Annotated in this window: 17 protein-coding genes; 16 read left to right on the forward strand and 1 reads right to left on the reverse strand. The window is 68.6% G+C overall.

Annotation, left to right across the window (positions count from 1 at the left end):
• Nucleotides 1-35: 35 nt before the first annotated feature.
• Nucleotides 36-794 (reverse strand): maleylpyruvate isomerase family mycothiol-dependent enzyme, encoded by a 759-nt coding sequence (locus tag IEY73_RS07990; protein WP_189078457.1) that lies wholly within the window; start codon nt 792-794, stop codon nt 36-38.
• A gap of 68 nt (nt 795-862) precedes the next feature.
• On the opposite strand from IEY73_RS07990, the gene IEY73_RS07995 reads away from it, so the two are divergent.
• The 16 genes from IEY73_RS07995 (at nt 863) to IEY73_RS08070 (ending at nt 14,483) form a co-directional block, all read left to right on the forward strand.
• Nucleotides 863-1,951, forward strand: coding sequence for a UDP-N-acetylmuramate dehydrogenase (locus IEY73_RS07995; RefSeq protein WP_373292749.1), 1,089 nt, complete (start codon nt 863-865; stop codon nt 1,949-1,951).
• A gap of 228 nt (nt 1,952-2,179) precedes the next feature.
• Nucleotides 2,180-2,878 carry a response regulator transcription factor gene (locus tag IEY73_RS08000; protein WP_189078459.1) on the forward strand — a complete coding sequence of 233 codons (699 nt, stop codon included), beginning with the start codon at nt 2,180-2,182 and terminating at the stop codon, nt 2,876-2,878.
• 96 nt (nt 2,879-2,974) lie between these two features.
• Nucleotides 2,975-5,308 carry a chemotaxis protein CheA gene (locus IEY73_RS08005; protein WP_189078460.1) on the forward strand — a complete coding sequence of 778 codons (2,334 nt, stop codon included), beginning with the start codon at nt 2,975-2,977 and terminating at the stop codon, nt 5,306-5,308.
• A gap of 1 nt (nt 5,309) precedes the next feature.
• Nucleotides 5,310-5,747 (forward strand): chemotaxis protein CheW, encoded by a 438-nt coding sequence (locus IEY73_RS08010; protein WP_189078461.1) that lies wholly within the window; start codon nt 5,310-5,312, stop codon nt 5,745-5,747.
• Nucleotides 5,747-6,637, forward strand: a complete 891-nt coding sequence (locus IEY73_RS08015; RefSeq protein WP_189078462.1) for a hypothetical protein — start codon at nt 5,747-5,749, stop codon at nt 6,635-6,637. Before IEY73_RS08010 ends, IEY73_RS08015 begins: the two co-directional genes overlap by 1 nt.
• Complete coding sequence (locus IEY73_RS08020) at nt 6,634-7,809, forward strand: protein-glutamate methylesterase/protein-glutamine glutaminase (protein ID WP_189078463.1); 1,176 nt, start codon at nt 6,634-6,636, stop codon at nt 7,807-7,809. The genes IEY73_RS08015 and IEY73_RS08020 overlap by 4 nt, the downstream gene beginning before the upstream one ends.
• A complete protein-coding gene (locus IEY73_RS08025; protein ID WP_189078464.1) occupies nt 7,809-8,654 on the forward strand; it encodes a CheR family methyltransferase in 846 nt (281 codons plus the stop codon). Before IEY73_RS08020 ends, IEY73_RS08025 begins: the two co-directional genes overlap by 1 nt.
• A gap of 7 nt (nt 8,655-8,661) precedes the next feature.
• Entirely contained in the window at nt 8,662-9,048 is a 387-nt protein-coding gene (locus IEY73_RS08030; RefSeq protein WP_189078465.1) for a response regulator, read from the forward strand.
• The gene (locus tag IEY73_RS08035) at nt 9,045-9,533 is read left to right on the forward strand and encodes a chemotaxis protein CheX (RefSeq protein ID WP_189078466.1); all 489 of its coding nucleotides are present in this window, start codon (nt 9,045-9,047) and stop codon (nt 9,531-9,533) included. Before IEY73_RS08030 ends, IEY73_RS08035 begins: the two co-directional genes overlap by 4 nt.
• Nucleotides 9,530-9,892, forward strand: coding sequence for a response regulator (locus IEY73_RS08040; protein WP_189078467.1), 363 nt, complete (start codon nt 9,530-9,532; stop codon nt 9,890-9,892). The genes IEY73_RS08035 and IEY73_RS08040 overlap by 4 nt, the downstream gene beginning before the upstream one ends.
• 7 nt (nt 9,893-9,899) lie before the next feature.
• Nucleotides 9,900-10,388 (forward strand): hypothetical protein, encoded by a 489-nt coding sequence (locus IEY73_RS08045; RefSeq protein WP_189078468.1) that lies wholly within the window; start codon nt 9,900-9,902, stop codon nt 10,386-10,388.
• Nucleotides 10,389-10,575: 187 nt separating this feature from the next.
• The gene (locus IEY73_RS08050; protein ID WP_189078469.1) at nt 10,576-11,055 is read left to right on the forward strand and encodes a flagellar hook assembly protein FlgD; all 480 of its coding nucleotides are present in this window, start codon (nt 10,576-10,578) and stop codon (nt 11,053-11,055) included.
• 2 nt (nt 11,056-11,057) lie between these two features.
• On the forward strand, nt 11,058-12,221 hold the full coding sequence (locus IEY73_RS08055; protein WP_189078470.1) for a flagellar hook protein FlgE: 1,164 nt from the start codon (nt 11,058-11,060) through the stop codon (nt 12,219-12,221).
• A 174-nt stretch (nt 12,222-12,395) separates the two neighbouring features.
• Nucleotides 12,396-12,674: a flagellar FlbD family protein gene (locus IEY73_RS08060; protein ID WP_189078471.1), complete on the forward strand. Its 279-nt coding sequence runs from the start codon at nt 12,396-12,398 to the stop codon at nt 12,672-12,674.
• Complete coding sequence (locus IEY73_RS08065; protein ID WP_189078472.1) at nt 12,674-13,462, forward strand: motility protein A; 789 nt, start codon at nt 12,674-12,676, stop codon at nt 13,460-13,462. The genes IEY73_RS08060 and IEY73_RS08065 overlap by 1 nt, the downstream gene beginning before the upstream one ends.
• Nucleotides 13,463-13,466: 4 nt before the next feature.
• On the forward strand, nt 13,467-14,483 hold the full coding sequence (locus IEY73_RS08070) for a flagellar motor protein MotB (protein WP_189078473.1): 1,017 nt from the start codon (nt 13,467-13,469) through the stop codon (nt 14,481-14,483).
• Nucleotides 14,484-14,497: the final 14 nt, after the last annotated feature.

Raw genomic sequence — 14,497 nt, forward strand, 5'->3', positions numbered from 1 at the left:
CCAAAAGTTGCGAAACGCCTCCGGACCGGACGATGTCAGCCCGCGCGCAGTGCCGCGATCAGTCGTGGATCTCCGGTTACCGTGAGAGCGTCCGTTCCCTGGCGACCCATCAGCGTGAGGAGGAGATCGCTGGCTGTGCCGGTTGCCTCGGCACGCGCGTGATGATCGTCGCTGTCCAGGATCGTGCCGGTGTCCAGCAGGGCGATGCCAGCGCCGCGAAGGCGGACGAACCACTCATAAGCCGCATCGGTGGCCACCAGGTGCGCGACGCCGTGCATGTCGGTCGCGCCCTGCCGGCGGCCGGCGGGCAGCCACGTGTCGAGGATCTCGTTGACGCCGTCCGCGGCGAGCTTGGTCTCGATCGGGCGTGGCCGTCCGGCGGCTGCCTCCGCGTCCCAGCGGTGCACGGCCACCTCGTGCGCCACCCGGCGATGCCAGAAGCCGGCGCGCTTGGGCTGGGCCGGCCAGGTCCAGGCGGGAAAGTCCGGGTCGAGCGCGTCGAGAGTCTCGATGGTGCCGGTCATCTCCCGATGCAGCGACTCCAGCGCCTCGGACCACGGCGGCCGTGGCGGTGTGACCCGGTCTTCCGGCTTGGTGATGACCCCCCGCGGCGTGATCTCCCGGACCCAGTGCAGCAAGACGGTGAGGTGCTCGACCAGGTCGGCCACCGTCCACCCGGGACAGCCGGGAACGGCGGCCTCGGGCCCGGCCTCGGTGACCGCGTCCTTCAGGGACGGGCCGTCGGCGCGCAGCGCCGCCAGCCAGAACTCCTTCGTCGCGTGCAGTCTGTTCATTGCAGATTCTCCCGCTGGGGCGCCGACCGCCGGATGAGCCAAAGACGGATGAGCCTAGGGTGAAGGCCGTGCCCGACGTTAATGCCCATTCCGTGGATGCCGTATCCGTGAAGAGTGACAATTCGCTGGAGCCGCTGACGACGCTACGCCTCGGTGGCAAGGCCAGCACCTTGGCGGTGGTGTCAGAAACCCGCGAGCTGGTCGACACGGTGCGTGGTTGCGGTGGATCCGCCGAGCCGGTCCTGATCCTCGCCGGTGGCAGCAACGTGGTGATCGGCGACGACGGATTCCCCGGCACGGTGGTGCTGCTACGCACCCGAGGCGTGCGGGAGATCGCGCGGCGCGCCGACGAGGTGGTGCTGCGGGTGGCCGCCGGCGAGCCGTGGGACGGCTTCGTGGCCGACGTCGTGCAACGCGGGCTGTCCGGCGTCGAGTGCCTGTCCGGGATTCCCGGCTCGGCGGGTGCCACCCCGATCCAGAACGTCGGCGCGTACGGGCAGGAGGTCGCGGAGACCATCGTGGCGGTGCACGTGTACGACCGGGAAACCGACCGCGTCGTCGAGATGCCCGCGGCGGAGTGCGGCTTCGCGTACCGGACCAGCGTGTTCAAACACAGCGCGCGATGGGTCGTGCTGGAGGTGGACTTCCAGCTCACCGCCGCGGCGGAGTCGGTGCCGATCCGCTACGCCGAGCTGGCCCGGCGGCTCGGGGTCGCCGTGGGTGATCGCGTCCCGCTGGACCAGGCGCGGGACACCGTGCTGAAGCTGCGTGCCGGCAAGGGCATGGTGCTGGACCGCGACGACCCGGACACGTGGTCGGTGGGTTCCTTCTTCACCAACCCGGTGCTCGACGCGGACGCCTGGGACGGGCTGCGCGGCCGGGTGGGCGCCGACGGCGCGGAACCGCCGAGCTGGCCGGCCGGGGACGGCGCGGTCAAGGTCCCGGCCGCCTGGCTGATCGAGCGGGCCGGCTTTCACAAGGGCTACGCGGGTGACGGTGTGGCGATCTCCACCAAGCACACCCTGGCCCTGACCAACCGCGGCACCGGCACGACGGGCGCGCTGCTCGCGCTGGCCCGAGAGATCCGCGACGGCGTGCACGACCGGTTCGGCGTCCTCCTGCACCCGGAGCCGGTGCTGGTGAACTGCGCCCTCTGAACCGCCCTCCGAGACACCATGCCCGGGTGATCCTCGCGGACCGGCCACGCGCGCCGATAAGAACGCCTAAGCTATGACTGTTCGTATTTAGGGCATGACATAGCGCTATTTCGGCTTCTGCGCGTTTCCTGCGCGCCGACAGGCGTGCCGCGCCCATGGGCGCGTAACGGGGGTTTGGGCGATGGGTTCAACGATCTCGACGTGCGTCGGTGACGTGGGTGGTGCTCCATGAGCCGACTGCTGGTCGTGGAGGACGATCCGGACATCGCGCTGGCTCTCCGGCTGCTGTTCAGCCGCGCGGGCTACGACGTGGCGCAGGCCGGCGACGGGCGTACCGGCCTGAAGGAGGCCTATGCCGAACACCCGGACCTGGTGGTGCTCGACGTCGGCCTTCCGGAGATGGACGGCTGGCAGGTGCTCGAGCGGCTGCGCGACGTCTCCGACGTGCCGGTCCTGGTGCTGACCGCGCACGGTCAGGAGGCGGAGAAGGTCCGCGGCCTGCGCGGCGGTGCCGACGACTACCTGACCAAGCCGTTCGCCAACAACGAGCTGCTGGCCCGGGTCGAAGCCCTGCTGCGCCGGTCCTCGGCCGGGCAGAACAACTGGGCCAGTCAGGTCTACGACGACGGCTTGGTGCACCTCGACCCGACCAAACGGCGGGTCTATGTCAAGGGCGACGAGAAGCGGCTGACGCCCACCGAGTTCCGGCTGCTCAATGCCTTGGTGCGGCATGCCGGAGCGGTGTTGTCGCCGAACCAGTTGCTGACCCAGGCATGGGACGACCCGACGGGTATCGGCCAGGAACGGGTCAAGTTCGCGGTGCTGCGACTGCGCCGCAAGCTCGGTTGGTCGGACCCGGAGGACTCGCCCATCGAGTCCGTCCGCGGGTTCGGTTACCGCTACCGCCGGCCGGGTGCGGACACCTGAGCGGCAAGCGTCGCCGGGCCTCGTCGGGTCAAGGCGCTCAGGTAGCACGTCAACGGGTCGATCAGGGTCTTGGAACGTCGTCGGGAGGCAGGCGCTGTGGAAGAACTTGGTGAGATCGTCGGCGAATTCCTCATGGAGAGCCACGAGAACCTGGACCAGATTGACCGGGATCTCGTGGACCTGGAACAGGAGCCGAACTCGCGCGATCTGATCTCGCGCATCTTCCGGGCCATTCACACCATCAAGGGCACCAGCGGTTTCCTGGCATTCAGCCGCCTGGAAGCCCTGGCGCACGCCGGGGAGTCGCTGCTGTCGAAGCTGCGCGACGGCGTGCTACCGGTGACCCCGGAGACCATCACCACGTTGCTGGCCACCATCGACGGCGTCCGGGCGATGCTTGCCGCGATCGAGGAGAACGGCAGCGACGACGTCAACGTGGAGAGCGTGATCAGCTCCATCCACGCGCAGATGGACACCGAGGCCGCCGCGGCCCCGGCCGAGGCTGCGGCGACGCCCGAGGTCGCCGCCGAGCCGCCCGCCGCGGAGGCCGTCCGGCCCGCGCCGGAGCCCGTCGAGGGGCAGCGCAAGCCGCTCGGCGAGATGCTTGTGGAAAGCGGCGCGGCCCAGCCCTCCGACGTGGGCTCGGCGCTGCAGCAGCAGTTGGAGGGTGACGAGCGCAAGCTCGGCACGATCCTGCTGGAGGAGGGCAAGGCCCAGCCCACGGCGGTGACCGAGGCGCTGCAGGCACAAACGCCCAAGCGCAGCGTCGCGGATCAGACCATCCGCGTCGACGTGGACCTGCTGGACAGCCTGATGAACATGGTCGGTGAACTGGTGCTGGCCCGCAACCAACTGGTCCGGGGCGTGACCGAGCTCGGCGACACCGGGCTGGTGCGCAGCGCGCAGCGGCTCGGCATGATCACCAGTGAGCTGCAAGAAGGCATCATGAAGACCCGCATGCAGCCGATCGACCACATCTGGTCCAAGCTGCCGCGCGTGGTCCGGGACCTGAGCAGCTCGCTCGGCAAGCAGGTCCAGTTGGTGATGGAGGGCAAGGAGACCGAGCTCGACCGCAGCCTGCTCGAAGCGGTCAAGGACCCGCTGACCCACCTGGTGCGCAACGCCGTCGACCACGGCATCGAGGACGTCGAGCGCCGCGCCGCCGCAGGCAAGGACCCGGAGGGCACTCTCACCCTGCGCGCCTATCACGAGGGCGGGCACGTCGCCGTCGAGGTCGGCGACAACGGTGCGGGCATGGATGTGGACCGCATCGCGGCGAAGGCGGTGGAGAAGGGTCTGTTGCGCGCCGAACAGATCGCCGGCATGGACAAGCGGGACATCATGGCGATGGTGTTCCAGCCCGGCTTCTCCACCGCGGCCAAGGTGACCAACGTGTCCGGCCGCGGCGTCGGCATGGACGTGGTGAAGACCAACATCGAGCGGATCGGCGGCACGGTCAGCGTGGACTCGACGCTGGGCGAGGGCACCACATGGCGCCTCACCATCCCGCTCACCCTGGCCATCATCCAGGCGCTCACCGTCGACTGCGGCGACCAGCGCTACGTCGTGCCGCAGGTGGCGGTGCTGGAGCTGGTCTACATCGACGGCCAGAGCACGAAGATCGAGTACGCCTCCGGCGCCCCGGTGTACCGGCTGCGCGGCAAGCTGTTGCCGCTGGTCCGGCTGGACCGTGCGCTCGGCCTGGACGTGGGCGGCGACCAAGGCGTCTACATCATGGTGCTGCAAGCCGACGGCCGTCGTTTCGGCCTGGTGGTGGACCGGGTGCTGAACACCGAAGAGGTCGTCGTCAAGGCGCTGAACAGCCGATTCAAGGACATCGGCATGTACGCCGGGGCGACCATCCTGGGCGACGGCAAGGTGGGCCTGATCCTCGACGTCTCCTCCCTCGCCCGCCGCTCCCACCTGGCGGTGGGTTCCGAACGGGAGAACGCCACCGGCACCTCCCGCGGGTCCGGCGGCACCGGCTCGGGCGAGCGGCTGCTCATCACCGCGGTCGGCGAACGCCGGCTGGCGATCCCACTGGACACGGTCACCCGGCTGGAGGAGTTCCCGCGCGACAAGATCGAGCACGCGGGCTCCCGGGAAGTGGTCCAGTACCGCAACCAGATCCTGCCGCTGTTCCGGCTCTCCCATGTGCTCGGCACCTACAGCGAGGAGCCGGACAGCGACACCGTCCCGGTGGTGGTCTACAGCGAGGCCGGCCGCAGCGTCGCGCTGGTGGTGGACCGGATCGTGGACATCGCGGAGAACTCCACCAACGTGCGCCGCGAGGCCGAGGACGACGGGCTGCTCGGCACCGCGGTGATCCAGCAGCGGGTCACCGAGCTGCTGGACATCCGCCGCGCGATCCTCGCCGCGGACCCGAACTTCTACCGCGACGCGGACGACGAGATGTTGGTGGAGGCCTGACATGGCGAACCGGCAATTCGCCACCTTCGAGGTGGCCAATCAGCTGTTCGGCGTCGAGGTCGACACCGTGCAGGAAGTCCTGTCCTACAACGAGTACACCCCGGTGCCGCTGGCCCCGCCCGCCGTCGGCGGACTGTTCAACCTGCGCGGTCAGGTGATCGCCGCGGTGGACCTGCGGGTGCAACTCGGCCTGGCTCGGCAGGCGTTGCAGGGCCCGGTGATGAACGTGATCCTGCGCGGCGACGGGGAGCCGGTCAGCCTGCTGGTGGACCGGATCGGTGAAGTGGTCGATCTGGACGACGACGCCTTCGAGCCGCCTCCGGACACACTCAGCGGCCCCACCCGGGAGCTGGTGGTGGGTACCTTCAAGCTGGACGGTCGGCTGATGCTGGCCCTGGACGTGAATCAGGCAGTCGACACCTACCGCGCTACGACCTGATGTACAGCCTGGTCAGCGCCCCCGTCCTCGGGTTCGACCTGACCCGCCTCGCGGGCGGGTCGGCGACCGCCGAGGTGCTGCTGCGTGGTTTGCGGCTGACGGTGGGCGACCTACCGGTGCTCGCGGAGCGACTGCCGGACGAGGGCGTGCGCGGCCCGCTCTGGGTCGAGGTGGAGAGCGCCGCGCGTCGAATGCCGTCGCTGAAGAGCATGCAGAAGGACGACCCGGCCGCGGCCATCGCTCTGGTCGAGCGGGCCCCGATCGGTTCGGTGGACTCCCTGCTGACCTGCATCCGCTACGACGTCATGTCCTGGACCTGGCACGGCACCGGACGGGACGCTCAGCAGAGCGAACAGGCGGCGGCGGCCACCGCGCTGTTGTGTGACGCCGCGGTGGCCAGCTATCTGCGCGAGGTGCTGGACGAGCACAGTCGTCGCCGGCTCGGTGCGGGCTGGGTGGCCGCGCTGCGCCAGCTTTCCAACGGCTCGCCGATCGATCTCGGGCCGCACCACTACGCGGTGTCGGCGCTGCTGGAACGCCTGCGCTCGGTGCGCTCCCGCGAACTGGCCCGGCTGGTCGCGTCGGCCGAGGACGCCCGGCGCAATGCCGGTGGATGGTCTCCCGCGGTGCATTCCGCGTCGTGGGCGGCGTATCTGTCCGATCGGGTCCGCACCGCTGCCGCGGCGCAGATGCTGTTGGTGCAGGCCGTGGACACCGCGTCGATCCCGCTGGCGGATCGGGCCGGCGGGGTCTGGAACCTGCTCAGCGGTGCGGTTCAGGCGCTCGTGGTCCGCGACCTGCTCGACACGGCCACGGCACACCGGCTGCTCGCACCCGTCGTCGCCGCGCTCGGACCGGGCTGGCTGGGGGAGAAGGGGACACTCGGATGATCTCCGTGCTGGTGGTCGACGACTCGGTGGTGATTCGCAAGCTCGTCGCCGATGCGCTGAGCGGCGACCCGAAGATCAAAGTGGTCGGCACCGCGTCCAATGGTCACCTGGCTCAGGCGAAGATCGATCAGCTAAAGCCGGACGCCATCACCATGGACATCGAGATGCCGCAGATGGACGGCATCGCCGCCGTCAAGGAGCTCCGCAAGCGGCATCCGCGGATTCCGGTGATCATGTTCAGCACCCTCTCCGCGGCGGGGGCCAGCGCCACGCTGGAGGCGCTGGCCGCCGGGGCGACGGACTATGTGACCAAGCCCAGCAACGTGGGATCGATCAGCCAGTCGATCGCCGCGGTGCGGGAACAGTTGGTTCCCAAGATCCATGCGCTGGCCGGCAAGCCGCAGGGCGGGCCTTCGGGGCTGGCCACGGGTCCGCTGCGCCGGCCCGCTGGGCCGGCGGTGGCGCCGGCAAGGCCGGGCACGCTCGGTGCTGCGCCGGGCCGCACCGGGTCGCCTCCGGTACGCCCCGGGCCCGCGAAGCCGCCGGGACGCGCTCCGGCACGCCGTGGCCCGCAGGGCCGAATCGATCTGATCGCCATCGGCTCCTCGACCGGCGGACCGGATGCGCTGACCAAGGTGCTGCAAGCGATGCCGGCGGAGCTGCCCGTGCCGATCGTGGTCACGCAGCACATGCCGCCGGTGTTCACCCGCATGTTCGCCGAGCGACTTGATCGCAGCACGGCGCTGACCGTGGTCGAGGCCGCCGACGGGATGGAGCTGGCACCGGGACGGGCGTACATCGCCCCCGGTGACAAGCATCTGGTGCTGCACCGCCGGGGCACGGCGATCATGACGCAGCTCAGTGGGGCACCGCCGGAGAACTCGTGCCGACCGGCGGTGGACGTGATGTTCCGCTCAGTGGCGCAGATTTACGGGGCGTCCGCCTTCGCGGCGGTGCTCACCGGAATGGGATACGACGGACGGGATGGTGCTCGAGTGTTGCGTGAGGCGGGTGCCGAGATCTTGGCCCAGGACGAGGCGAGCTCGGTGGTGTGGGGGATGCCGGGCGCGGTGGTGACCGCCGGGCTTGCCGACGATGTGCAACCGCTGGAGCAGATCGCCTCCGCGCTGCTCAGCCGGGTCAAGACCGGGCGATCGGCGGTGGTGGCCTGATGCCGCTGTCCGCATCCGAGTTCCAGTACGTCTCCACGCTGGTGCGGCGAGAGGCATCCATCGTGCTGGCACCCGGCAAGGAGTATCTGGTCGAGGCCCGGCTCATCCCGGTGGCCCGGGCGGTCGGCGCGGAGAGCGTCGCCGCGCTGCTCGCCGAGCTGCAACGCCGGCCGAACGTGGCGTACCAGCGAAAGATCGTGGACGCGCTGACCACCAACGAGACTTCCTGGTTCCGGGACCGGGAGCCGTTCACCGCGTTGACCGACGTGGTGCTGCCGCAACTGGTCAAGTCCCGTGCGTCGACGCGCAAGGTGCGGCTCTGGTCGGCGGCCAGCTCCAGTGGCCAGGAGGCGTACAGCCTGGCCATCACGCTGCAGGAGGCGCTGCCGCCGGGATGGTCCTACGAGATCATGGGCAGCGACATCTCCACCGAGATGGTCAAGCGTGCCGAGACGGCCGAATACAGCCAGGTCGAGGTGAACCGGGGCCTGCCGGCGGCGCAGCTCGTGCAGTACTTCGAGCGGGCCGGCGCGCACTGGCGAGTGGCGCCGTCGTTGCGCCGCAACGTGAGCTTCAAGCTGATGAACCTGACGTCGCCCCTGCCATCGCTAGCGCCGTTTGATGTCATCTTTTTGCGCAATGTCCTCATTTACTTTGACGTCGAGACGAAGAGATCAGTGTTGCGAAACGCCGCACGCCTGCTTCGTCCCGACGGCTGGCTGTTCCTCGGAGCGGCCGAGACCACGATCGGCGTGGATGACAACTATGAGCGGGTGACGGCCGGCCGGACGTCTGCCTACCGAGTCCGGAGCGCGGCGTCCGTCGGCGCTGCGGGGAGGGGATGAGATCGCGATGCACGCCATGGTGATCGACGATTCTCGCGCGATGCGCATGATTCTCAAGCGGATCCTCGCGCGACTTGACTTCGAGGTGTCCGAGGCCGGTGACGGCCAGGAGGCGCTGGACCTGCTCGCGGGCATGGATGCGGTGCCCGCGCTGGCGCTCATCGACTGGAACATGCCCAACATGAACGGGCTGGAGTTCGTGACCAACGTGCGCTCGGACGCTCGGCTCCGGGAGATGACCCTGGTCATGGTCACCACCGAGAGCGAGCAGAGCCAGATCGTCCGGGCGCTCGCCGCCGGTGCCCACGAGTACGTGATCAAGCCCTTCACCGAAGGGGCGATGGTGGAGAAACTGGCCCTGTTGGGCCTCGTCCCGACCGGAGCGAGCTCATGAGCGTCGACGTTGTGGTGAGTGAGGCCGAGCTGGCCGAGATGGTGGAACAGGTATGGGTGTCCTACCTGGATCCGGAGGGCGTGAGCCCGCTGATTCCGACCTATGACGAGAGCCAGCCGTCCGAGGTGCATTCGTCGGTGTCCATCACCGGCTCGTGGAGTGGGCACGTGGTGTACGCGTCCTCCACCGCGGCCGCGCGTCGGGCCGCCGCCGCATTCCTGGCCATGGAGATGGACGAGGTCAGCGAGGCGGATCTGAGTGACGTGCTGGGCGAGCTGGCGAACATCGTCGGCGGCAACGTCAAGGCGATGCTGCCGCCCGGCGCGATGCTGTCCCTGCCGCAGGTGGTGCTCGCGCCGGAGGCTGCCACCAAGTATCCGAGCGCGGAACGCATCAGCGGCCTCTACGGCACGTGGGAGGGCGAGCCGGTCTCCATCTCGATGTGGCGTAGCTCCAACGACGTGAAGCAGGAGAAGACCGCATGAAGATTTTGATTGCCGACGACAGCCGGGTGATGCGGCAGATCGTCACGCGGACGCTGCGCCAGGCCGGGTTCGGCGACCACGACCTGGTGGAGGCCGCGGACGGCCAGGAGGCGCTGGACAAGACCACCGCGGAGAAGCCCGATCTGGTCATCTCGGACTGGAACATGCCGCAGATGACCGGCGTCGACGTGCTGCGCAAGCTGCGGGCGGCCGGCAACGACGTGAAGTTCGGCTTCGTCACGTCCGAGTGCACGCCGGAGATGCAGCAGCAGGCAGAGTCCGCCGGGGCGGCCTTCTTCATCGTCAAGCCGTTCACGGCGGACCGTTTCGACGAGGTCCTCTCACCAATTCTGGGATGATATAGACATGTCCGACACCTCGGTTATCCCCGGCTCGCACACCGTTCGCAACCTCTTCGAAGACCTGCTCGGCCGCGATGTCAGCGTCGGTCCCGGCGACCCGATGGCGCAGGCCGACCTGGCCACCGCCACGGTGGCCATCTACACCGACAGCCAGCAGAAGATCTACGGCGTCCTAGGCATGGATCTGACGCTCGCCGCCAACGTCGGCGCCGCGCTGGGTCTCCTGCCCGCGGGCGCAGCCGAGGACAGCATCGACGAGAAGAAGCTCTTCCCCAACCTGGCGGAGAACGTCTTCGAGCTGTGCAACGTGCTGACCAGCCTGCTCAACCGGGAAGGCGCCCCGCACGTCAAGCTCTACCAGGTCGTCTACCCGGGCATGGACCTGCCCGCCGATGCCCGCGCCCATCTCCTGGCCCTCGGTCGGCGATTGGACCTGATGGTCGAGGTCGCGCGGTACGGCAAGGGCAAGTTCTCGCTGTCGCTGGCGCCCTGACCCGGCGTCGCTGCGCACACCCGCGAAAGGCGGGGCTCCCCGCCGGGGAGCCCCGCCTTTCGCCTGTCCGGCCCGGTTCTCCGACTCAGTCACACGCGCACCGGAACGGCAACTAAGTGCCCGAACCAGCGCGCCGAACCTGATGGACGTAACCACATCAGCGCCAGACACGGGGGGAGGGGTCCGGATGACCTCACCGATCAACGGCACCGTGAGCCGGGAGTTCGACGTCGACCGCACGGCCACCTCGCTGTACACCAACAAGACCAGCACCGCCGCCGGCACCGGCGACGCCGCGGACCGGGACACCTTCCTCAAGCTGCTCGTGGCCCAGCTCAAATATCAGGACCCGAGCAACCCGGCCGACTCCACCCAGTTCCTGGCGCAGACCGCGCAGTTCACCCAGGTGGAGAAGCTCGGCAAGATCGCCGACATGCTGCAGGCGCAGCAACTGATCGGCGCCAGCGCCCTGGTCGGGCGCACGGTCACCTACATCGACGGCGACGGCGCGCGCACCACCGGCGTCGTCACCAAGACCAAGCTCAACGGAGACAGCGAACCGACGCTCGTGGTCGGAAACATGGATGTGCCGCTGTCGCAGGTCACGGAAGTCCAGCAGAACGCGACCCCGACGCCCACCACGACCACGACCACGAAGGAATCCTGATCATGCTGCGTTCCCTGTTCTCCGGCATCAGCGGCCTCCGCGCCCACCAGCAGATGATGGACGTGACCGGAAACAACATCGCCAACGTCAACACCACCGGTTACAAGTCCAGCCAGGCGGTCTTCCAGGACACGCTGAGCCAGATGCTCGCCGCCGCCGGTGCGCCGCAGAACCAGGCCGGCGGCACCAACCCGGCGCAGGTCGGCCTCGGTGTCCGGATGGCCAGCATCAACGGCAACTTCAGCCAGGGCGCCGCACAGGTCACCGGCAAGTCCTCGGACATGATGATCCAGGGCGACGGCTTCTTCGTCGTGCGGGCCGACGGCGAGGAGCTGTTCACTCGCGCCGGATCGTTCACCTTCGACGCCAACGGCACGCTGACCACGCCCAACGGTCAGGTCGTGCAGGGCTGGACCGCCACCAACGGTGTGGTCAACTCGGCCGGGGCGCCGGCGGACATCGTGCTGCCGATCGGGATCAGCCTGGCCCCGGTGGCCACCACGGAGATCACCCTGACCGGCAACTTCTCGTACGAGGCCCTGCCCGGCGACATCAAGGAGATCCCGATCAAGGTGATCGACACCAACGGCGCGGCGCAGTCGATGGTGGCGACCTTCACCAAGGTGGACGCGGACACCTGGCAGATGGACCTGCCGGACGGCTCCACCGCCAACATCGACTTCAACGCCGACGGCACCGCCGCCCTGGCGAGCCAGACGGTCGGCGGATACACCTTCGACACCGCGGCGCTCACCAACTTCAGCGGCCTCACCGAAGCACGGGTCAGCAACTCCAACGGCTCCGGCGCCGGCGTGCTCAGCACCTACACGGTCTCGAACACCGGCCAGATCGTCGGCGTGTTCTCCAACGGCCTGAAGGAGACGCTGGGCCAGATCGCGCTGGCCAACTTCAACAACGTGAACGGCCTGGAGAAGATCGGCGACTCGATGTTCCGCAGCACGGTCAACTCCGGCCTGGCTCAGATCGGCGCCGCCGGCACGGCCGGTTTCGGCATGGTCACCAGCGGTGCGCTGGAGATGTCGAACGTCGACCTGGCGCAGGAGTTCACCAACCTGGTCATCGCCCAGCGCGGCTTCCAGGCCAACAGCCGGATCCTGACCACCTCCGACGAGATCCTGCAGGAGCTTGTCAACCTCAAGCGCTGACCCATGAGGTAACGGCCGGGGCGGGTCCGTCACCCGCCCCGGCCTGCGTATATGCCCACGCTGCCGCACCCTGATCGCCACCGCGGCGCGCTCATCAGCAACGCGCCCAGGCCGAACTGCTAGGTGACGGAACGGGCCGTCGAGCCAGCCGCAGACCCACCAAGGACGGACGTCGTGATCCTCGTAACCCGCCTGAACGGCGCCGTGTTCGCCATCAACCCCGACCTCGTCGAGCGGGCCGATTGCACGCCCGACACGGTGGTGACGCTGGTGGACGGCACCAAGTACGTGATCGCCGAATCGGTGCCCGAATTCATCGACTCGGTGCGTCACTACCGCGCGTCGCTGATCGCCCAGGCCAGTCGGCTGGAGGGCGAGTGGGCGGCGGACTCCCGTACCGAGATCGATGAGCAGGACGCCACGGTGGTCCAGCTTCACCGGAAGGAACGCTGATGGACATCGCCACCCTTGTCGGGATCGGTGCCACCTTCGTCATCGTCTTCGTCGTGCAGGCGCTTGAGGGCGGTCATGCCGGCTCGATCATCCTGTTCCCGGCGATGTTGCTGGTCTTCGGCGGCTCGATCGGCGCGGCGATGGCCGGCGGTGTCCTGAAGGACACCATCGGCCTCATCGGCTCCCTCAAGAAAGCCTTCCTGCCCAAGGTGGCGCCGCCCAACAAGCTGGTCGACGACGTGGTCAAGCTGGCCGAACGGGCCCGCCGCGAGGGACTGCTCGCGCTTGAGGACGCGATCAAGACCGTGGACCACGCGTTCCTCAAGCGCGGCCTGCAGTTGGCCATCGACGGCACCGACCCGGACGAACTGCACGACATCCTGCACGCCGAGATCGCCGCGAAGAAGAAGGCCGACAAGGCCGGTGTGAAGATCATCGAGAACATGGGCGGCTACGCGCCCACGATCGGCATCATCGGTACGGTCATGGGCCTGGTCCACGTACTGGAGAACCTCGACAAGCCGGAGACCCTGGGCCACTCCATCGCGGCGGCGTTCGTCGCCACCCTGTGGGGCGTGATGAGCTCCAACGTGATGTGGCTGCCGATCGCGGCCCGCCTCGGCCGGCTCTCCGGCATCGAGGTCGACGAGATGGAACTGGTCATCGAGGGCGTGCTCGCCATCCAGGCCGGCTCCAACCCGCGCCTGGTCGGCCAGAAGCTGCGCAGCCTGCTGCCCCCGGACGCGCTCAAGTCGGCCGAGGCCGCCTCGGGCAAGAAGGCGGCGTGACCCGATGAGCGGTGGCGGCGGCGGTGGCCGCAAGAAGAAGGGCGGGCACGAGGAGCACGAGGAGCACGTCAACCACGAGCGGTGGCTGGTGTCCTACGCGGACATGCTCACCCTGCTCTTTGTCCTCTTCGTGGTGCTGTTCTCGATGAGCAACGTGGACAAGGAGAAGCTGGCCCAGTTGGCCTCCAGCCTGTCGGCGGGGTTCGGCTCGCAGAGTGCCGCCTTTGACGGGGCGCCGGCCATCCTTGAGGGCGCGGGCAAGGCCGACATCGTCTCCATCGATCCCGGTGCCAAGGTGGGCGACTACGACGAGTTGACGATGAGCAAGGAGCAGCGCGAGGCGATCGAGCGAGCGGTGCGGGCCGAGGGCCGGCTCAAGGCGTCCCAGAACGCCGAGGAGGCGGCCAAGGAAGTGGCGAACCTGAAGATCATCGAGCAGAAGATCTCCGACGCGTTGGCCAACGCTCAACTGCGCGACCAGGTGCTGTTCACCATCGACGAGCGTGGCCTGGTGGTCACCATCGTGACCAACGAGGTGGTCTTCGCCGGCGACCGCGCCGTCCTGCGCAAGGGCGGTGCGAAGATCCTCGACGCGATCGCGCCGGTGCTGGCCAAGCTGCCCAACGACATTCAGGTCGACGGGCACACCAACCAGCTCAAGGTCAAGACGAAGTACTACCCGAGCGGCTGGGAGTTGTCCGCAGCACGGGCCTCCACGGTGGTGCGGTACCTGAACGGGCATGGGCTGGCCAAGAACCGGCTCAGTGCGGTCGGGCACTCCGACACCGAACCGCTGATCGACCCGAAGGACCCGCGTTCGGTGCGGATGAACCGGCGGGTGGATGTGGTCGTGACCACGGCACTCACGGCCGAGCAGGCGGCCCTGTTGCCGTCGGCGGCGGGGAAGGACAGCCAGCCGCACAAGGGCCAGACCAGCGCCGAGGCCGCCCAGGAGGCCGCGGTGCAGCCCGAGCAGACGAACCTGGGTACCGACAACGGCCAGACCACCACGCACGACTGAGCACGAGGGGGGAC

Source organism: Mangrovihabitans endophyticus (genome assembly GCF_014646155.1).
GTDB classification, from domain to species: domain Bacteria; phylum Actinomycetota; class Actinomycetes; order Mycobacteriales; family Micromonosporaceae; genus Actinoplanes; species Actinoplanes endophyticus.